This window comes from Empedobacter sp. GD03739, assembly GCF_029843245.1.
Taxonomy (GTDB): domain Bacteria; phylum Bacteroidota; class Bacteroidia; order Flavobacteriales; family Weeksellaceae; genus Empedobacter; species Empedobacter falsenii_B.
The window spans coordinates 16,826-37,466 of sequence record NZ_JAOCHX010000023.1 but is presented as its reverse complement, the minus strand read 5'-3'; the positions used below and the strand labels follow the sequence as shown (position 1 = coordinate 37,466).

The window sequence follows — 20,641 nt, the reverse complement described above, 5'->3', positions numbered from 1 at the left end:
AAAGGTTTTTTGTTGACTGCAGAAGGTGAAGAAAAAACTGGAATTACAATTCGTGTTCCACGTAACATTCTGGATTTTGATTTGGTTTTACTTTCTAATGTTTTGATGCACGAAATGGTACATGTTTTTCAGCGTTCGGGCGAAAATCAAATCGAATTGCGAGAAGAACGCGAATGGCAAGCGTATACAGAAATGATTTTTCATAAACGATTTCCAAACGTCCCGTCATTGACCGATTTTTACATCAAGCAATTTGGCGAAAAAGCTTTGACGTATTACAACAGAATGCCCGATGAGATGAAAACGAAATATGCAGATGAAAAAACGGATTTAGAAAAAATTCTACAAACAATTTACGACAAAGAAAATAACCCAAAAGAAGAACTAAAACCTGAAAATAAGACTGAAACAATTTCTTGGAAAGATTTCGAGAAAGTTGATATGAGAATTGGGACAATTATCAGTGCAAATGATTTTCCGAAAGCAAGAAATCCTGCTTATCAATTAGAAATTGATTTTGGTCCGTTAGGAATCAAGAAAAGTTCGGCACAAATTACATCGCTTTATACCAAAGAAGAATTGATTGGAAAACAAATAATGGCTGTGGTTAACTTTCCGAAAAAACAAATTGCCACTTTTATGAGCGAATGTCTCGTGATGGGCGTTTATGGAAATAATAAAGATGTTATTCTCTTGAATCCCGAACGAAAAGTTGAAAACGGAAGTAAGATTGGGTAATATTGAGACTAAGACTAAGACTAAGACTGAGGTTAAGGCTGAGATAAAATTTGAGTTTGATTAAAACTGATGAGTAAACAAACTTTTAAAACAATTATTATTTTCTCACAACATAGATTGAGATTGAGACTAAGACTGAGATAAAGTTTGAGTTTAAGTATATAACTTAACGCTGACATTTTATCAACCAATAAACTGACTTTTTTATCGATAAATAATCAAATCATTAATCATAATCTGACAACCTGACATCTAAAATCTATTGGATGTCATTTTTTTTATGTTGGCACAAAGATTGACTATTCTGGTGTAGCATCATTTTTGATGATGTGTAAAAGTTTAAAATAAATCATTAATAATATAAAAAATAACTAAACAATATGAGCAAAATAATCGGAATCGACTTAGGTACAACGAACTCTTGTGTTTCTGTAATGGAAGGTAGCGAGCCAGTTGTAATTCCAAATGCAGAAGGTAAAAGAACTACTCCATCTATCGTAGCATTCGTAGAAGGAGGAGAAATTAAAGTTGGTGATTCAGCAAAACGTCAAGCTGTAACAAACCCAAAGAAAACGATTTATTCTATTAAACGTTTCATGGGAACTAAATTTAATAATGATGCAGATGAAATCGGTCGTGTTCCTTATTCAGTTGTAAAAGGAAACAATGATACGCCAGCAGTTGATATTGATGGACGTAACTATACTCCACAAGAAATCTCAGCAATGATTTTACAAAAAATGAAAAAAACTGCTGAAGATTATTTAGGACAAGAAGTATCAAGAGCGGTAATTACTGTACCAGCTTATTTTAACGATGCTCAACGTCAAGCAACTAAAGAAGCTGGTGAAATTGCAGGTCTTAAAGTAGAACGTATTATCAACGAGCCTACTGCTGCTGCATTAGCTTACGGATTAGACAAAGCAAACTCAGATAAAAAAATCGTTGTTTACGATTTAGGTGGTGGTACTTTTGACGTATCTATCCTAGAATTAGGTGACGGTGTATTCGAAGTGTTATCTACAAACGGTGATACACACTTAGGAGGTGATGATTTTGATGATGCAATCATCAACTGGTTAGCTTCTGAATTCCAAGCGAAAGAAGGTGTAGATTTGAAAAAAGACGCAATGGCTTTACAACGTTTACGTGAAGCTGCTGAAAAAGCTAAAATCGAATTATCTTCTTCTGCTCAAACAGAAATTAATTTACCATACGTTACAGCTAACGAAACAGGACCAAAACACTTAGTAGAAACTTTAACTCGTTCTAAATTTGATCAGTTAACAGAAGATTTAGTACGTCGTTCTATGGAGCCTTGTAAAAAAGCGTTATCTGATGCAGGTTTATCAATCAACGATATCGACGAAGTTATCTTAGTTGGTGGATCTACACGTATGCCAAAAATCCAAGAAGAAGTAGAAAAATTCTTCGGTAAAAAACCATCTAAAGGAGTTAATCCAGACGAGGTTGTTGCAATTGGTGCAGCTATCCAAGGAGGTGTTTTAACAGGTGATGTAAAAGACGTATTATTATTAGACGTTACACCATTATCTTTAGGTATCGAAACTTTAGGAGGAGTATTCACAAAATTAATTGAAGCGAATACAACAATTCCAACTAAAAAATCTGAAGTTTTCTCAACTGCAGTTGACAATCAACCAGCAGTAACATTAAGAATTGGTCAAGGAGAGCGTCCATTATTCAACGATAACAAAGAAATCGGACGTTTTGACTTAGTAGATATTCCACCAGCACAAAGAGGTGTTCCTCAAATCGAAGTAACATTTGATATTGATGCGAATGGTATCTTGAGTGTATCTGCAAAAGATAAAGGAACTGGAAAAGAGCAATCAATCAAAATTGAAGCTTCATCTGGATTATCTGATGCTGATATCGAAAGAATGAAAAAAGAAGCGCAAGAAAACGCTGCAAAAGACGAAGAAGCAAAACAAAAAATTGAAAAAGTAAATGCTGCTGACGCATTAATTTTCCAAACGGAAAAACAATTGACTGAGTACGGAGATAAAATTCCTGCTGACAAAAAACAACCAATTGAAGAAGCTTTAGCTGAGGTTAAATCTGCTCACGCTGCTCAAGACGTTGCTGCAATTGATGCTTCTATGGAAAAATTAAATACAGCTTGGAATGCTGCTTCACAAGAAATTTATGCTGCAATGAACGAAGGTCAAGAAAGTGGTGCACAAGCGCAACCAGGAGCTGATCAAGGTCAAGCAAAAAATGATGGTGTTGAAGACGTAGACTTCGAAGAAGTTAAATAATAGAATTTCATTTATCAATAGGAAAGCCTCGCATTGCGAGGCTTTTTTGTGTTTATTAATATAAATAGTTTATTTTTTAAATCATCTCGGTTTCATACAATACAAAAAATCCACTTAAAATCATTTAAGTGGATTTTTTTAATTCTAAATTTATATTTTACTGATGTTGTTGTGCATCAATTACAGCAATGGTAACCATATTCACAATTTCGCGAACAGTGCTATCCAATTGTAACAAATGAATTGGTTTTTTCATTCCGATCAAAATTGGTCCAACCGCTTCTATATTTCCTAATTCTTGTAATAATTTATACGAAATATTCGCTGATTCAAGATTTGGAAAAACTAATGTATTCGCATGCGTTCCTGCTAATTTAGAAAACGGAAAATTACTTTGTAATTTCTCTTTATTCACTGCAAAATTTGCCTGAATATCACCATCAACTAAAACATCTGGATGATTTTGATGTAGATAATTCACTGCATTCTGAACTTTAGAAACCGTTTCTCCTTTATTTGATCCGAAGTTTGAATAAGACAATAATGCAATCTTTGGTTCAATTTTAAACTTCTTAATTGTTTCGTTAAATTGCAATGTAATGTTAACTAAATCCTCTGAAGTTGGATCTAAATTAACCGTTGTATCACCTAAGAAAACTGGTCCTTTTTCTGTCAACATCATATACATACTCGCAACTTTTTGACCTTGTTCCGCTCCAATTAATTCTAAAGCTGGACGAATTGCCTGCGAATAATTTTTCGTCATTCCCGAAATCATTGCATCTGCATAACCAAACTCAACCATACATGATCCAAAATAATTACGATCTCTCAATAATTTTTTCGCATCAGATTTTGAGATTCCTTTTCGTTGACGTTTCGAATAAATAAAATCAACGAATTGATTGTATCTGTCCGAATCTTCTTCTGCATTTGTATCAACAATTTCAACATCTTCCAAATCCAACATATAATCTTTAATCATTTGTTGAATTTTATTTTTCTTTCCTAAAATAATTGGAATAGCGATTTTTTCTTCCTTTACAATTTGCGCTGCACGAAGAATTTCGAAACGATCTCCTTCAGCAAAAACAACACGTTTTGGATTTGATTTTGCCGTTTGTGTCAAATTACGCATAATCGTACTTTCTTTTCCGATTCGCTTAATCAATGACAATTTGTATTCTTCGAAATCTGTAATGATATTTTTAGCAACACCAGTTTCAATCGCCGCTTTTGCAACCGCAGCCGAAACTTCTGGTAACAAACGTGGATCATTAGGTTTTGGAATAATATAATCTTTTCCAAATTTGATCGAATGATTATTGTATGCTTGCGTCACAACTTCAGGAACTGGTTCTTTTGCTAATTCTGCAATTGCTCGAACAGCAGCAATTTTCATTTCCTCATTAATTGTCGTCGAACGAACATCTAACGCTCCTCTAAAAATATACGGAAACCCAAGTACATTATTCACCTGGTTTGGATAATCAGAACGCCCAGTTCCCATAATAATATCTTGACGCGTCGCAACTGCTAAATCGTACGCAATCTCTGGATTTGGATTTGCCATTGCTAACACAATTGGATTTTCTGCCATTGTATTCAACATATCTGCTGATAAAACATCTGCAGCCGATAAACCGATAAAAACATCTGCATCTTTAACAGCATCTGCCAATGTCGAAATATCACGATCTGTTGCCCATTCTGCTTTAGAAGGATCAAGATTATCACGGTCAGAACGGATTACGCCTTTACTGTCTAACATCACGATATTTTCTTTCGTTGCACCAACAGAAATATACATTCCTGTACACGAAATTGCCGCAGCACCAGCTCCGTTTACTACAATTTTAACTTTAGAAATATTTTTTCCTTGTAATTCACATGCATTAATCAACGCTGCACCAGAAATAATAGCTGTTCCGTGTTGATCGTCGTGCATAACTGGGATATTCATTTCAGCTTTCAAACGTTTCTCAATTTCGAAACACTCAGGCGCTTTAATATCCTCTAAATTAATTCCTCCAAAAGTAGGCTCTAAAGCTTTTACCGTATTGATAAATTCATCAACATTTTTTGTATCCAATTCGATATCGAAAACATCAATATCAGCAAAAATTTTGAATAGAAGACCTTTACCTTCCATCACCGGTTTTGAAGCTACCGCACCAATATCTCCCAAGCCTAAAACGGCTGTACCGTTACTAATAACTGCAACCAGATTTCCTTTTGCTGTGTACTTATAAGCATTTTCTGGATCTTTTTCAATCTCTAAACAAGGCTCCGCAACACCTGGTGAATAAGCAAGCGATAAATCACGTTGTGTATTCGTAGGTTTTGTAGGCACTACTGCAATCTTTCCTGGTTGACCCATTGAATGGTAATTCAATGCATCTTTCTTACGATTGTCATTCATTTCTCTGTGGTTTATATTTTTTCAAAATAAATTTAGGTAAAATATATTCAACCCACTTATGACAGATGTTAGATTTTGATATTTTATTAAAATAAATTATCGAGTTATACAATTTTGAAGTTAATAATTATGAGGTTGATAAATTAAAAATTAAATCGAGTGGTAAACATAACTTGAGTTGGTCTCAACTTATAGATAAATCGTTGTTCATAATTGGAAGAAAAACTGTTTTGAGAAAAATATTTTTCATTAAAAAGATTATAAGCAGACAATTCAAAATCTATTTTCTTCTTTTTTAATGAATAACGATACATTAAATCTCCGAAAGTTGAATTTGGATTTAATCTTGAATCATCATTAACATACAAATCAAAATTAAGTTTTATATAATGCTGATCTACAGGAAAAAAATGTAATCCTATTTGGTGGATTTGATTGGTGATTGAACGTGATTCAGATTCCTTTGAAAACTTATTTTTATAATTTGTTAAACCGTATTTATATTCAAAAGTCATCCAACTTAATAATCTGAAAGATGCATCAAAATTAGAAGTTAAAATGGTATTGTGAATTTCGATTAAATCATCATTTAATAATTGATCGTAGGTTGTAAAATTATAACCTCCAGCTAAATTAAATGTTGTCTTAATTTTAGAAAAATATTGACTTATTTTAGCATTAACAGAATGTGTTTTTTGATGATTTTTTAAGTTCAAAGCTTCTAAAACTGTACTTGCATCCGCATTATAGCTGTAATTGTAGATTAAGTTATTTTCTGACCAATTGTACGAATATCCAAAATTGATAAACCTAGATTTTATCGGATTTTTATACTCGAAACGTAAAGAAGAAATCCATTTTTTTACTTCGTTAAAATTTCCGTCATTTTGTTGAATAGAATTGTATCGATACAATATAAATCCTTCGTGCAAACGTGTTAAACTCCCCAAATCATTAGAGAAATTATGCGAGGTTGATACTTTCCAGAATTTTGAAAATTCTAAACCTATATTAAATTTTGGTTCGATGTAAAAACGATTGTATGAAGTTTTATTTCCGAAAGAATTATTCTCTAAATTATACCACTGAAAAGGAATTCCAAAAGAAAAATTAAGTCGATTCTTTCTGTACGAAAAGTTATTTTCTACATACGGATTTAAAGTTGACCAGCGTGTATTGTTAGTAAAAGTAGAATTTATTGGTTGATTATCTGCTAACAAATCACTTTTCATTGTATGATTGGTGTACTTAATTCCAATTTTTGATTGTAGCGTTAAAGCTTTTATTCCTTTTGAAAATTCAGCGAAATTATTTGTCGAAAATTTCTCAAAATTAATTTGTTGAAACACATTTTGATAATCATTTCCGTTGTTTATAAAATCAGTAAAAACTCCAGGAGAAACACTTAAATTTTCACTATAACTTTTATACGAGATACTAGATTTTAGCGTAATTAATTGTTTACCAACTTTCTTGATTGTATTAAACTGATTGGTAAACTGCCGATTTGGTTGTGTTAATCGTTGTGTAATAAAATTATTATTTTGATTGAGATCTCCTCTCGAACTGTTCCAGTCTCCTTTAAATTCCAAGACATTTTCAAGATAATTTTTAGAACTATTTTGAGATAATGTTGCTTTTAGATTAAGACTTTCTATTTGCAAATAATTTTTTTTGATTTCGTTGAGAAATATATCACCTGTTGGTAAAAAATATTGTGTGTTTGTTTCTCCGAATCGCTTTTGAAAATCGTTGTGATAAGACAAGTTAATTCGTAAATCTAGCTCTTTTTTTAATTTAAAAAGATGATTCCAAGAACCAATATTTATTGCATTATCTAACCAACGTTCGCCATCAAAATTGGGAGTTTGTACACCTGCAATTGATAACCAACTTTCGTTCGAAAATTTTTCAGAGTCATTTAAAAAATCTTCAAGACTTAAGGTTTTTAATTGACGAGAAACATCATTTCCACGATTATTTCCTTGATAAGAACCTATCATTTGTTGCTTTTTTGTGAACAACATTGGTGTAATATTCGCCTGATACAACAATGGTGAAGCGCCAAGACCAACTTCTGCTTTACCAGAATAGGTAATTTTGCTTTTTAATTTGATATTTAATGCGGCTTTAGAGCTATAAACCAAACTGTCTAAAATCTTGATCGGTTGATGATTCTCTAAAATTTGTACTTTATCCACAGCGTCTGCAGAAAGATTTTCGTTTGCTAATGCATATTTTCCGCCCAACAAATCCATTCCTTCGATGTAGTATTTATTGATTGGTTCGCCTTGATACAAGATTCTACCAGAATTTTCGATTTCTATTCCAGGCATTTTTTTGATCACATCTGCTATAGAACGGTCTTTTATATCTTTAAAATTACTAACATCATACGCAATGGTATCACCTTTTTTACGAATAGGAGATTCTTTTAGTTTAACTTCTTTTAGCTCGATAGCTTTTTCTTGTAAAGTGAAATCAAAATTTGTAGAGGATTCGTTGACCAAATCAGATATAAAAGCATAATTCATCGCACGAACTTTTATTTCATAGGTTTCGTGCGATGGATTATCTATTTTGATAGAATATTTACCGTCCGATTTTGTAATAAAATATGCCAACGTTTCGTCTGAAGTACTTGGTGAAATGGTAACATTAGCACCAGATATAGGTTTTCCTTCCTCATTTTTAACAACACCAGAAATAGTAAGTTGTGCAAAAATAAAGTGAAAAAATAAAGCAAATAATAGTGTTAATTGGGCTTTCAAAAATTAATATGATTACTTTTTTCTAAAAAAACATTTTCGCTTTTTAATTTATTATCTATCTTTTTTTCCATTTCAGCTGGTGAAATATTAGAGCTTGTTATATTAAGACTTTTTAAGTTTTGTATAATTTCAACTCCCCTATTTTCATATATTTTTTTGTAATCCTCTAAATTCACTTTTTTTGATTTTGTAAAATCTTTTGTTAAATCAGGTTTTGTATTATTTTGATTAATCTCAATTGCAGAAAAATGGAAATAATTATTGTCATCATAGATTTCTAAAATAAGCCCTGGTAATCCTCCAAATTTGTATGGACCAACACTGTTTGGTATTTCTTCTGTGTACCAAGCTGTCCATTTTCGCCCTAAATATGTTGTTGTTGCTTTTTTTATAATTAAATCCAGCTGAGTTTTTTGCTCATTTTCTATTTTCCAATTTATTTCCTCAATAGGCTGATTTAATAGGTAAATATTTCTATTTACTTTACTTAATATTTTATTTGTTCCATTATTTCTTATTATAGTATGATTAATGATTGGGGATGGGTATTTTTCTTTTATAGCAGCTATATTTAGTGTGTTATTTGTTATAAATTCTTGAGTATTTTTAGCATTTAATCCTTGAAGATAATTATCGTAGTTTACCTTTTTTGGACTTATATAAATTGTACTATCTTTTGCAATATACAAATCCATTTCTTCATATTTTACTTCTTTTTTTACAGAATCAGTTACAAATTTCACGTCATATACAACTTTATATGTTTGTGCTTGAATAAAAAAAGAGGATAAAATAAATAATATGAATATTTTTTTCATAACTCTATTTATAAAGTATAGCATTAACTAAGTTTAATGCTATACCTCTTATTATTTAATTACAATAAACTTCCATTTCTTCATAAAGTTCTACAGCAAAATCTATAACATCTCCTAAAGGACCACAATCTTCATATACAAATCCAACTCCACATCTTTCAACAGATACATCCCAGCATTCTACTGAAGTTACATCTTGTTTATCTTCAGTTTCTGTTTCATTTGCCATTGCAAAAGTTCCGATAAGTGCAAAAGCACTTGCTAATAACATTTTCTTCATTTTTTAAGTAATTTAGTTTTTTAATAATCAATCATAGTTTGCAACCTACAATTGCCTCTGTACTCTTCCCTTTGTTAGGTACATTCAAAAATAATAATAATAATAATAATAATAATAATAATAATACACAAATCTTTTTGCAACTTAAGTATATAAAAACAAATAATTTAATATTTGGTTTATTCTAATTCAATAGGGTTATAAGGCATTCCACCAAAATTGGTTATAGGTTTCTTATTTTCGTCAAGTGCAACTCCTTTTAACCTTTCAGCTGCATTTTCATGATAATCTTTTTCAGCTTTATAGAATTCTGTTTTCTTAACTTTTATAGGTGTTTTTTCACCTTGTGCTAAATAGATTTGTTTAGGATTTTGGTTGCTAGCGTTTGCTGTAAAATGATAATGTTCTTTATCATCATAAATCTCTAAAATAAGACCAGGCAAACCATAAAATTTATACGGACCAGCATTCATTGGGATTTCGTCAGTGTACCAAGCCGTCCATTTTCTACCACCGTAGTTTACAGTCGCTTTTTTTGCAGTATAATTCAAGATTTGTTTGGTGTCATTCAGTAGTTTCCAATCCAATTTTGGTAACGTTTCTTTATAAAAAAATGAATCGTGATAAATTTTATCTGCAAAAGTCAATTGATCTTTTTCTTTATCGATAATAATTTGATATCTAAAGGCAGATTTGAAACGTTGAGCCATACTAATATTAATATCATTTGCATTAACTGTTCCCAAATGACTATGTTTTTCGTCTATAGAATCCGTACCGATTTGATTGTAATCGACGAATTTATTGTAACGTTTACCAATTTGTAGAAGTGCTAAACCAGCTTTCGCTTTTTCCGGGTTTTTTATATTACGAACAACTTTGTAATCGTAAGTTATATTGTAATCAGATAACTCGAAATTTGTTTGGGAGTAATTAGAAGAATTGAATGTCGCGTCAGTTTTTATTTGTGGCTGTGCATATACAATGCAACCAATAAAAATGATAAAATAGTATAGTAATTTCATTATAAGGTTGTTAATTATGATGAAATTACTATAAATATTTTTATTCTACAAATATAGTATTAATTTATTTTTAAATTATTTACCACGTCAACCAACTTTTTAGTTAAGTTTTTACGGTTGAATTGTTGAACTTCGTCTTCGTTTGTTTCAAATTTTTGAAGAGGATTTCTTAACCATTGGTTATAAATAGAAAGGATGAAAGATTTTATTTCAGTAACATCTTGATGGCTAAAATAATCGCCAGCTTTCGTTTTATGCAGTATTTTTTGAACATCAGCATCTGCTGGACCAACTGCTAAAATAGGATTTCCAGTCGCCATATATTCAAATAACTTTCCAGGAATAATTCCTTTAGATGCAACATTATCAAAGTTGGTCAAAATCAAAACATTTGCTGTATTAATAGCGTTCAATGACTCTTGATGTGAAACGTAACCATGTGCAACCAAGTTTTTCTCTAAACCTGCATCAATCACTGTTTGTTTGACGTCATCAGCTAAAGAACCATAAAAATTAAGTTTTAAATCTTCTTTGAATGATTGATTTTCGGAAGTTAATTCAGCTAAAGCTTTCCACAATGCAACAGGATTTCGAAGCATTTCCAAACCTCCAGAATACGTCAAATGAAAGTGATTTTGATCTTTTTCTGTTTGTTGTTTTACTTCTTCAAAACCATTTGTAATTACTTCTACATGTTTTGCACCAATCTTCTTGAAATTTTCTCCATCAGCATAACTTGTTGCTAAAACAACATCTGCTTTTTGCATTACTTCACGTTCCAAATCTTTGTGTTTTTTTGCAGCCCAAAAAGTTAATTTCAATTCTTTGTGATAACTAATTTGAGTCCATGGATCACGAAAATCTGCCAACCATTTGAGATTTGGTAATTGTTTTTTCAGCTTCAAGCCAATTAAATGAAGACTATGAGGCGGACCAGAAGTTACAATCGTATCGATATTTTCTTTTTGTAAAAAGTTTTTTAAATATTCAGCAGAAGGATTTACCCAAAACTTACGTGCATCTGGAATAAAGAAATTCCCTCTTACAAAAACCGACAACTTCGACATAAAAGATTGATTTTCTTTTTTCTCGAAATGTCCACCTTTATAAGCTTTATTCTTTGGATTCAGTTTTTCTGCTAACTGATAAGGTTCCCAAATTTTATTCTTGATGATTTTAACTTTTGGATTAATGTCCTTGGCTAAAGTTTCATCGAGAATTGGATAAGAAGGATTTTCTGGAATGTAAACGTAGGTTTCATATCCAAATTCAGGAAGATATTTTGTGAATTTCAACCATCTTTGAACACCAGGACCTCCCGCAGGAGGCCAGTAATAGGTGATGATTAATATTTTTTTCATTCCAAAATTAAGCCTTTTCAGCGACTAAGTTTAAATTCTCTTTTATAGAACATTTTTTATATCCCAAATAAATACCTCCAGCCACAACGATTAAAAGTAAAATATTCGAAACTATCACAATCATATTTCCAGTAGAAATAACTTGTGGTTTAAATTCCATCACGATTGTATGATTTCCCTTTTGTACAGGAACTGCACGCAATACGTAATTCGCTTTTTCGATCGGAACTTCCTTTCCATCAACTGTTGCAGTCCATCCATGTGGATAATAAACTTCTGAGAAAACAGCAATTTGATCTGTATTAGAAGAAGATTTATACGTCATCTTCATTGGTGAATAATCAACCAATTCAATTTTCGCATTAGTATCTGCCGAAACATTCATGTTTTTATTCTCAACCAAATCTTTACGTAAAATTACAGTGTTATTAATTGGTGTAGAATTTATCGCTAAGATTTCATCATTTGCATTTTCTGTCCATTTGATATTTGAAGCCAACCACGCACTTCCAAAAGCTGTAGGATTTTGCTGTACTTGGGGTTCCGTTGGACTTCCATGAATAATGTATTTCGTATTCATCATATTCAATACATTAATCAAACCTGTTTCATCTTTGATTCCGTATTTTTTCAATTGTGGATCTTGAGAAAAATAGATATCCACAACATCTTGGTATTTCCCTAATTTCGCTGCATGATAACCACCAATCGAAGGAACAAAATATGAAGTTCCAGCTTCGTTAAATGTACTCAAAACCGTATTGTAAACACGGAAATGTGATTTATCTTGTTTTGATATGTTCGATAATAAATTATTCAACGGAACTTTGTAAGCAATTTGTGCTACATTATTGTTGTTCTGAGCTTCGGTTTGTAAACGAGGCGACATTTCCGTTGGGAAAGGATTATCAACAATGTATTTAGATACAAAATTATCTTCGTTCAAATATCTTTTATTCACCGTAAATCCATCAATAAAAGCCAATGCACCAATCGCTAAAATGACGATAATTGGTTTTTTGATAAACTTGAATAAATAAGCCAACAACAAAGCCATTGTGAACAAAACAAAAATCAATGTGCGAACTGTATCCGCTTTAAACATTGCAATTCTATCTTGAATTAATGCTTCATCTAATCGTTTTATCAATCCATCCCAAAGTCCGATTGCATTTGGATTTGCTTGCTGAATTTGTCCGATTAATTGTTCAGTCATTAATTTTTCATTCTCTGATGTAAATGGAAAAATCATTCCACCGAATAAGAAGAATATAATTAAAATTCCAACTGTAGAACCACCAGCTATATAAAGTACTTTCTTTTTGAATTCATCTGATTCGTCAGAATTAAAGAAATAATATAAAGTCAAAATTGCTAAGAAAGGCATTGTAAATTCGGCAATTACCAAGATTGATGATACAGCGCGAAACTTATCATACATCGGGAAATAATCAATAAATAAGTTCGTAACGAATGGTAAATTTTTACCCCATGCCAAAATGAAACTTAGAATCGTTGCTCCAACTAACCATTTTTTATAGGTCGCGTATTTTCCACGTACCATAAACATTCCGATAATAAACAAGAAAACGACTACAGCTCCCTGATAAGCTGGACCAGAAGTTCCTGGCTGATCTCCCCAATATGCACTTCTCGGTTGACTTGCCACAGCTTGAAAAACTTGCTGATTGAACTCGTCTTCACCAAGACTATATTGAGTATTTTGTAATTCTGATGTATAATTCTTTAAATCTTCTGGATTCGTTTGCGAACCACCCCCCATCAAATTTGGAATAAAAAGATTTAATGTTTCTAATTTTCCATAACTCCATTGTGTGATATAATCGTGATCTAATCCGTTCGAATTCTTTTTCAACAAGGTCATCTCAGATTTCCCACGAGTCGTTTCTTTACTATATTCGTAAGTTGACAATAATCGATTTGCATTCAATCCTGCTGCAATAATTACAGCGACAACTACTAATGCAGATGATTTTAAGAAATCTGGTAATTCTTTTTTCTTTAAACTATCAATAAATTGAACGATTGCAAAAACCAACATCGCTAAAAACAAATAAAACGTCATTTGGATGTGATTGGCTTGTAATTGCAATCCCATAAACAATGTTGTGAGTACAAAACCTGCAATGTATTTTTTGCGATACAATAAAAGAATTCCAGCAACCAAAGGCGCGAAATAACCAATTGTATGTAGTTTTCCGTTATGTCCGGCTGCAATTAATTCGAAATAATACGAACCAAATGCAAAGAAAATTGCACCGACTAAAGCGTATTGCCACTTTTTGAAAAGCGTTAAGCCAAGAATAAAAAATCCTGTAAACAACAAGAAAATGTAATCTGCTGGACGCGGTAAAAATCTGAATGCGCCATCAATGGTTTTGATGATATCAAAACTATATTTCGCACCAGTTTGATAGGTTGGCATTCCACCAAACATCGCATCAGACCAATAGACATTTTCTCCTGTTTTGTCTTGATACGTCAACATTTCTTGCGCACTACCCTTGTAGTTGATAATATCAGGCTGAATAACAGATTTCCCTGATAAAACTGGTGAACAATACACCAATGCAATCACTGCAAAAAGCAGCAATGAGATAAGAACGTAGAGTAAATTCTTTTTATTTTTCATCCTTTTTTTCTTCGATTATTTCGTAATCCACCGTTTCGGCGTCTATATTATATTTCGGTTTGTCGAAAGATGTGTTTGGTTTCGATTCGTTGTACGAATCATTTGAGTTTTGGCTCTCATTATAAGCGTTTCTTTGCTGATTAATTGCTTCTTGAAAAACCTTTTTCACTGCAAATACTTTTCTTAAAAATCTAAAAATCGTTAAGAAAATAATACTTAAAATTATAATCCAAATAATTGTTTTCATTTTAGTTAACTGTTGTGACAGTTGTAACCGACTCAGTCATCGTTTGTTTTTGACCTTGCGCTTCTACTGTACGTTTTAATGTTTCCTTTTTCGTTAAATTAACTTTGTTGATCCAACCAGATTTTGTATCCAACAAAATTTTTCCATCTACATTCGCACTACTATTCGCAGACATTGTAACACCTTGCTGCGACTCATTACCTTTCAAACTTTGCGTTCCATTTACAGTAATTGTCGTATTTGCAGGCTCAACACTTGCTAAAGTTCTCTTCATCGAAATATTTCCTTTCATTGGACCTTGATCAATTTTTTGACTATCGCTCCAAGATTCTTTAAGCGCTAAAGTTTTGTTAGGAAAAATATTCATCGTTTCTTCAAATTGAGAAGAAATTGCTTGTTTGTTTAATGAATTATCGATAATCTGTGTAAAGAATTTAAATTCTTCTGCACTTACTTGAGTTTTTACAGAATTTAAAATTGATTTTTTAATTTCATCTAATCCATCAACGCTTACAACTTTTCCTTTCTGATCAACTTTCATTGTATACGTTTTTCCTGTCATAGCTTTGTAAATCGACCAAGAAACCGCAATATCTTTGTTCGCTGGTTTCGCAGCATTTGTGTCATACGAAATTGATTTCCCCGAAGGATCTGTCATTTTCTCGCTATATTGTTTAGATTTCACTTCTAATGTATACACACCATCTTTGAAATCTTTTACCGTATAATCAATTTGTTTTTTACTTTCGCTTGACATTTTTTGAGATTGTTTCCCATCCGAAGCCGTGTGAGTTGTTTTGATTCCCAACGTCATTGGATAAGTCTTTCCTATCTCCAAATTGTATTTGTAAGCATATTTGTCATCTGCACCTTTTGTTATTGCTACAACTTCTGGTTCAGCAAGCGTTTCAGCAACATTCAAAGAATCTGTTGTTTCCGTTTTGGCAACTGTATCACCTTTTTCATTCACAATTAATTCTTTTCCGTCTTTATCTTTTCCTACGACTTTATCATCTTTTTTACATGAAACAACTGCCATTGCGACAGCCATCATGAATAGTAATTTTTTCATATCAATTTTATGTTTGATAGTTGGTTTATTGCCAAAATCAATCCAAAAATAAGGATTTTAGTTGATTTTTTAACATTAAGATTTTAAAACAATCATATCTAGAAAATTAGATGATTGAAAAGAATTTATTGTCAATCTAGAAAATTATAAAGTATTACAAATTGTCATAATTAATAAATACAAAAAAAGCCTCCCAAATTGGGAGGCTTTTACTATATAATCGAATAGATTATGCTTCTTCTGTACTTTCAGTTTCAGCAGCTGGTGCAGCTTCTTCTGTTTTAGTACTTTTTTTACTACGACGTGTAGTTGCTTTTTTCTCTACTTTCGCGTTAGTGTAGATATCATTGAAATCTACTAACTCGATCATTGCAGTATCAGCACCGTCACCTAAACGGAATCCAGTTTTGATGATACGAGTGTATCCTCCTGGGCGATTTGCAATTTTAGGAGCTACAGTTCTGAATAATTCAGTTACAGCTTCTTTATCTTGTAAGTATGAAAATACAACGCGACGGTTGTTAGTATCGTCTGTTTTAGACTTTGTCAATAAAGGCTCAACATATGTTTGTAATGCTTTAGCCTTTGCTACTGTTGTGTTAATTCTCTTGTGAGTAATCAACGCTATAGCTAAATTAGATAATAAAGCTCTTCTATGAGAGGCAGTTCTACCTAAATGGTTAAATTTTTTTCCGTGTCTCATTTTTTAATAAAATTATTCTACGTCTAACTTATATTTTACGATGTCCATTCCAAAGTTAAGACCTTTGCTGTCCACCAATTCTTCTAACTCTGTAAGAGATTTCTTACCAAAGTTTCTGAATTTCATTAAGTCAGACTTAGCGAAAGAAACTAATTCGCCTAATGTTTCAACTTCAGCTGCTTTTAAACAATTTAATGCTCTTACTGATAAATCCATATCTACCAATTTTGTTTTCAATAATTGGCGCATATGTAATGCTTCTTCATCATAAGTTTCACCAGATGCAACTTCTTCCGCTTCTAATGTAATTCTCTCATCTGAGAATAACATAAAGTGGTGAATTAAGATTTTAGCTGCTTCAGTTAAAGCATCTTGAGGTGTTATAGAACCATCTGTTGTAATTTCAAAAACTAATTTTTCGTAGTCAGTTTTTTGTTCTACACGATAGTTTTCAATTGCGTATTTTACATTCTTAATTGGAGTGTAAATTGAGTCAATTGCTATAGTACCGATTGGCGCAGAAGCCTTTTTATTCTCATCAGCTGGTACGTATCCTCTACCTTTTTCGATTGTAAATGTAATTGTTACGTTTACTTTAGCGTCTAAGTTAGCGATAACTAATTCAGGGTTTAAAACTTGGAATCCAGAAATAAATTTCCCTAAATCACCTGCTGTTAATTGATCTTGCCCTGAGATAGTAGCAGTTACAGTTTCAGCATCTGATTCATCAATTTGTTTCTTAAAACGAACCTTTTTCAGATTTAAAATGATCTCTGTAACATCTTCCACTACTCCTGGAATAGTTGAAAATTCGTGCTCAACTCCTTCAATTTTGATTGAAGTGATCGCATATCCTTCTAATGAAGAAAGTAACACTCTACGTAGAGCATTTCCAACTGTAATCCCGTATCCTGGCTCTAATGGACGGAACTCGAATTGTCCGAATTTAGAGTCAGACTCTACTAAGATTACTTTGTCAGGTTTGATGAAATTTAAAATAGTCATTTTATTAGTCTGATTTTAAGGTTTATTTAGAATATAACTCGACGATTAATTGCTCTTTAATATCTTCTGGAATTTGAACTCTTTCTGGAGCTTTTGTGAAAGTTCCTGATTTTTGTTCGTCGTTCCAAATTAACCAATCGTACTCGCTACGTGCGTGTAAAGAGTTTGTGATTGCAGTTAAAGATTTAGATTTTTCTCTAACAGCGATTACATCACCAGCTTTTAATTGGTAAGAAGGGATGTTCACGATTTCTCCGTTTACAGTTACGTGTTTGTGAGATACTAATTGACGTGCAGCACTACGTGAGTTTGCGATACCTAAACGGTAAACTACGTTATCTAAACGAGATTCACATAATTGTAATAATACTTCACCTGTAATTCCTTTAGAAGCATTTGCTTTTTTGTATAAGTTAGCAAATTGACGCTCTAAAATACCGTAAGTATATTTTGCTTTTTGTTTTTCAGTTAACTGAATAGCGTATTCTGATTTTTTAGCTCTTCTTTTGTTAGGTCCGTGTTGCCCTGGAGGATATTTCTTTTTCTCAAAAGATTTATCGTCACCGAAAATTGGTTGTCCAAATTTTCTTGCAATTTTAGTTTTTGGTCCTGTATATCTTGCCATGATTTGTTACTATTAAATATATTAAATAATTAAATTGAGAAAAATGATTATACTCTTCTCTTTTTAGGTGGACGACATCCATTGTGTGGTAATGGAGTAACATCAACGATTTCAGAAACCTCGATACCACCGTTATGAATTGTTCTAATAGCAGATTCACGACCTTGACCTGGTCCTTTCACGAATACTTTTACTCTTCTTAATCCTGCTTCGTATGCAACTGTTGTTGCATCTTGAGCAGCTACTTGAGCAGCGTAAGGAGTGTTCTTTTTAGATCCACGGAATCCCATTTTACCTGCTGAAGACCAAGAGATAACTTCACCGTTTTTGTTTGTTAAAGTAACGATAACGTTGTTAAACGATGCTTGAATATGAGCTTGTCCAGTAGCTTCAATAACTACTTTTCTTTTCTTTACTACTTTCTGATTTTTTGCCATGATCCTATTTATTATTTAGTGGCTTTTTTCTTGTTAGCAACTGTTTTCTTTTTACCTTTTCTTGTACGTGAGTTATTTTTTGTTCTTTGACCACGTAATGGTAAACCTAATCTGTGACGAATACCTCTTTGACATCCGATATCCATTAAACGTTTGATGTTTAATTGGATTTCTGATCTTAATTCACCTTCTACTTTGAAAGTTTCATTGATCGATGCACGGATTGCGTTGATTTCTTCATCAGTCCATTCGCTAACTTTTGTATCTTCTGAAATGTTATTTTCAGATAAGATTTTAGAAGCACTGCTTCTTCCGATCCCGTAAATGTATGTAAGTCCGATTACCCCTCTTTTGTTTTTAGGTAAATCTACACCTGAAATTCTTGCCATAATTCTAAATAATTAACCTTGTCTTTGTTTAAACTTAGGATTCTTTTTGTTGATCACATACAAACGTCCTTTACGACGCACAATTTTACAGTCAGCACTTCTCTTTTTAATGGATGCTCTAATTTTCATCTTTGTAAATTTATTTATAATCCGATAGAGTTAACGTATCTACATTAACTCTACCACCAGTCGTTATTATTTCTTTTAGTATCTGTAAGATATTCTACCTTTCGTTAAATCGTAAGGAGACATCTCTATTTTAACTCTATCACCTGGTAATAATTTGATATAGTGCATACGCATTTTACCAGATATGTTACATGTTACAACATGTCCATTTTCTAATTCGACACGGAACATTGCATTTGATAATGCTTCTGTAATCGTACCGTCTTGTTCAATATGTTTTTGTTTAGCCATAAATCTTTTTAATAAAATCTTATTAGATATCTCTTGAAGTTCTACCTGAAGACATTAAACCATCGTAACGGTGATTTAATAAATATGTATTAATTTGTTGTACAGTATCTAAGATAACTCCCACCATAATTAACATTGATGTACCTCCAAAGAACATTGCTAAGCTCTGTTCTACACCTAATAATTTTACAATCGCTGGCAAAACAGCAAGCAAAGTTAGTAAAATTGCTCCAGGTAACGTAATTTTTGATAAAATTTCGTCTAAAAAATTTGCAGTTTCTTTTCCAGGACGGATTCCAGGGATGATTCCTCCGTTACGTTTAAGATCTTCTGCCATTTGGTTTACTGGGATTGTGATTGCAGTATAGAAATATGTGAAGATAATAATTAGTAATCCGAAGATCAAATTGTATTCCCACGTAAATGGATCTGCCATTTTCGCGAAGAATGCTTTTACTGGACTTCCTTCGTCTAAGAAATAGTTTGCCAATGTTCCTGGTAAAAACATAATTGCTTGTGCGAAGATAATAGGCATTACACCTGCTGCATTTACTTTAAGTGGAATATATGAACGTACAGAGTCTGTAACTGATCTCATATATGAACTACTTGAAGTTTGCGCTCTTCTTACATATTGTACTGGTACTTTACGCACCGCTGCAACAATCATAATACACATTGCAATAACTAGGATTAACCCTAACATTTCTATCAAGAAGAAAATACCGTTTGAAGGGTCAACTTCAAATGCATTAAATATTGCTTTTGGTAAGTCGGCTAGGATACCAACCATAATTAAGATTGAAATACCGTTACCTATACCTTTGTCAGTAATTTTTTCTCCCATCCACATGGCAAAGATTGTCCCTGTAATCAAAATGATTGTTGAAGGGAACCAGAACCAAAAGTTGGTTGGAGGAATTACATAGATAGCATATGATGAAGTTGGATCGTAAGGTAAAATTTGAGAAGTTACTAATGTAAGGTATGCTGGTGCTTGCACCAAACAAATCCCGATTGTCAACCATCTCGTAATTTGATTTACTTTGTTACGTCCGCTTTCTCCTTCTTTTTGTAGTTTTTGGATGTAAGGTACTGCTAATCCCATCAATTGTATAACAATCGAAGCAGAGATATAAGGCATAATTCCTAACGCAAATACGGAAGCTCTCTTAAAAGAACCTCCGGTAAAAGAGTTTAATAATCCTAAAATTCCTGAATTTGCATTTTCTTGGTCTGCAACAAAACGATTAACCTCGTTAATATCGACACCTGGAAGTGGAATATGAGAACCGAATCTATAAACCAACAATAGAAGGATAGTTACAAGTAACTTATCCTTCAATTCTTTTATGCTCCAGATATTTTTTATGGTCTGTATAAACCCTTTCAT

General features: G+C 32.4%; 19 protein-coding genes. 2 read left to right on the top strand and 17 right to left on the bottom strand.

The window, feature by feature from the left end:
- Positions 1-297: 297 nt before the first annotated feature.
- Positions 298-738, top strand: a complete 441-nt coding sequence (locus N5E64_RS09180) for a tRNA-binding protein (RefSeq protein WP_407933294.1) — start codon at positions 298-300, stop codon at positions 736-738.
- 380 nt (positions 739-1,118) lie between these two features.
- Entirely contained in the window at positions 1,119-3,020 is a 1,902-nt protein-coding gene (gene dnaK, locus N5E64_RS09175) for a molecular chaperone DnaK (RefSeq protein WP_280037205.1), read from the top strand.
- A gap of 157 nt (positions 3,021-3,177) precedes the next feature.
- Here dnaK and N5E64_RS09170 read toward each other — a convergent pair whose 3' ends face one another.
- The 17 genes from N5E64_RS09170 to secY form a co-directional block, all read right to left on the bottom strand.
- Entirely contained in the window at positions 3,178-5,442 is a 2,265-nt protein-coding gene (locus N5E64_RS09170; protein ID WP_280037204.1) for an NADP-dependent malic enzyme, read from the bottom strand.
- Between the two features lie 143 nt (positions 5,443-5,585).
- Positions 5,586-8,213 (bottom strand): carboxypeptidase regulatory-like domain-containing protein, encoded by a 2,628-nt coding sequence (locus N5E64_RS09165; protein ID WP_280037203.1) that lies wholly within the window; start codon positions 8,211-8,213, stop codon positions 5,586-5,588.
- Positions 8,210-9,031, bottom strand: coding sequence for a GLPGLI family protein (locus N5E64_RS09160; protein ID WP_185144170.1), 822 nt, complete (start codon positions 9,029-9,031; stop codon positions 8,210-8,212). The genes N5E64_RS09165 and N5E64_RS09160 overlap by 4 nt, the downstream gene beginning before the upstream one ends.
- Before the next feature lie 55 nt (positions 9,032-9,086).
- The gene (locus N5E64_RS09155) at positions 9,087-9,311 is read right to left on the bottom strand and encodes a hypothetical protein (RefSeq protein ID WP_125349688.1); all 225 of its coding nucleotides are present in this window, start codon (positions 9,309-9,311) and stop codon (positions 9,087-9,089) included.
- A gap of 179 nt (positions 9,312-9,490) precedes the next feature.
- Positions 9,491-10,336, bottom strand: a complete 846-nt coding sequence (locus N5E64_RS09150; protein ID WP_280037201.1) for a GLPGLI family protein — start codon at positions 10,334-10,336, stop codon at positions 9,491-9,493.
- 59 nt (positions 10,337-10,395) lie between these two features.
- Complete coding sequence (locus N5E64_RS09145) at positions 10,396-11,697, bottom strand: glycosyl transferase family 1 (RefSeq protein WP_280037200.1); 1,302 nt, start codon at positions 11,695-11,697, stop codon at positions 10,396-10,398.
- Positions 11,698-11,704: 7 nt separating this feature from the next.
- Positions 11,705-14,350 carry a YfhO family protein gene (locus N5E64_RS09140; RefSeq protein WP_280037199.1) on the bottom strand — a complete coding sequence of 882 codons (2,646 nt, stop codon included), beginning with the start codon at positions 14,348-14,350 and terminating at the stop codon, positions 11,705-11,707.
- Positions 14,340-14,597, bottom strand: a complete 258-nt coding sequence (locus N5E64_RS09135; RefSeq protein ID WP_038335561.1) for a hypothetical protein — start codon at positions 14,595-14,597, stop codon at positions 14,340-14,342. Before N5E64_RS09135 ends, N5E64_RS09140 begins: the two co-directional genes overlap by 11 nt.
- Position 14,598: 1 nt before the next feature.
- On the bottom strand, positions 14,599-15,669 hold the full coding sequence (locus N5E64_RS09130; RefSeq protein ID WP_260509516.1) for a DUF6263 family protein: 1,071 nt from the start codon (positions 15,667-15,669) through the stop codon (positions 14,599-14,601).
- 229 nt (positions 15,670-15,898) lie between these two features.
- The gene (rplQ, locus tag N5E64_RS09125; RefSeq protein ID WP_038335555.1) at positions 15,899-16,372 is read right to left on the bottom strand and encodes a 50S ribosomal protein L17; all 474 of its coding nucleotides are present in this window, start codon (positions 16,370-16,372) and stop codon (positions 15,899-15,901) included.
- Positions 16,373-16,384: 12 nt separating this feature from the next.
- A complete protein-coding gene (locus tag N5E64_RS09120; RefSeq protein WP_038335552.1) occupies positions 16,385-17,377 on the bottom strand; it encodes a DNA-directed RNA polymerase subunit alpha in 993 nt (330 codons plus the stop codon).
- Between the two features lie 22 nt (positions 17,378-17,399).
- The gene (rpsD, locus tag N5E64_RS09115; RefSeq protein WP_114999018.1) at positions 17,400-18,002 is read right to left on the bottom strand and encodes a 30S ribosomal protein S4; all 603 of its coding nucleotides are present in this window, start codon (positions 18,000-18,002) and stop codon (positions 17,400-17,402) included.
- Positions 18,003-18,049: 47 nt separating this feature from the next.
- Complete coding sequence (gene rpsK / locus N5E64_RS09110) at positions 18,050-18,439, bottom strand: 30S ribosomal protein S11 (protein WP_019974178.1); 390 nt, start codon at positions 18,437-18,439, stop codon at positions 18,050-18,052.
- Positions 18,440-18,450: 11 nt separating this feature from the next.
- Complete coding sequence (rpsM, locus tag N5E64_RS09105; protein ID WP_125349692.1) at positions 18,451-18,828, bottom strand: 30S ribosomal protein S13; 378 nt, start codon at positions 18,826-18,828, stop codon at positions 18,451-18,453.
- Between the two features lie 12 nt (positions 18,829-18,840).
- Complete coding sequence (gene ykgO, locus N5E64_RS09100) at positions 18,841-18,957, bottom strand: type B 50S ribosomal protein L36 (protein ID WP_013598490.1); 117 nt, start codon at positions 18,955-18,957, stop codon at positions 18,841-18,843.
- Between the two features lie 75 nt (positions 18,958-19,032).
- On the bottom strand, positions 19,033-19,248 hold the full coding sequence (gene infA / locus N5E64_RS09095) for a translation initiation factor IF-1 (RefSeq protein ID WP_019974180.1): 216 nt from the start codon (positions 19,246-19,248) through the stop codon (positions 19,033-19,035).
- A gap of 22 nt (positions 19,249-19,270) precedes the next feature.
- Complete coding sequence (gene secY / locus N5E64_RS09090; protein ID WP_038335544.1) at positions 19,271-20,641, bottom strand: preprotein translocase subunit SecY; 1,371 nt, start codon at positions 20,639-20,641, stop codon at positions 19,271-19,273.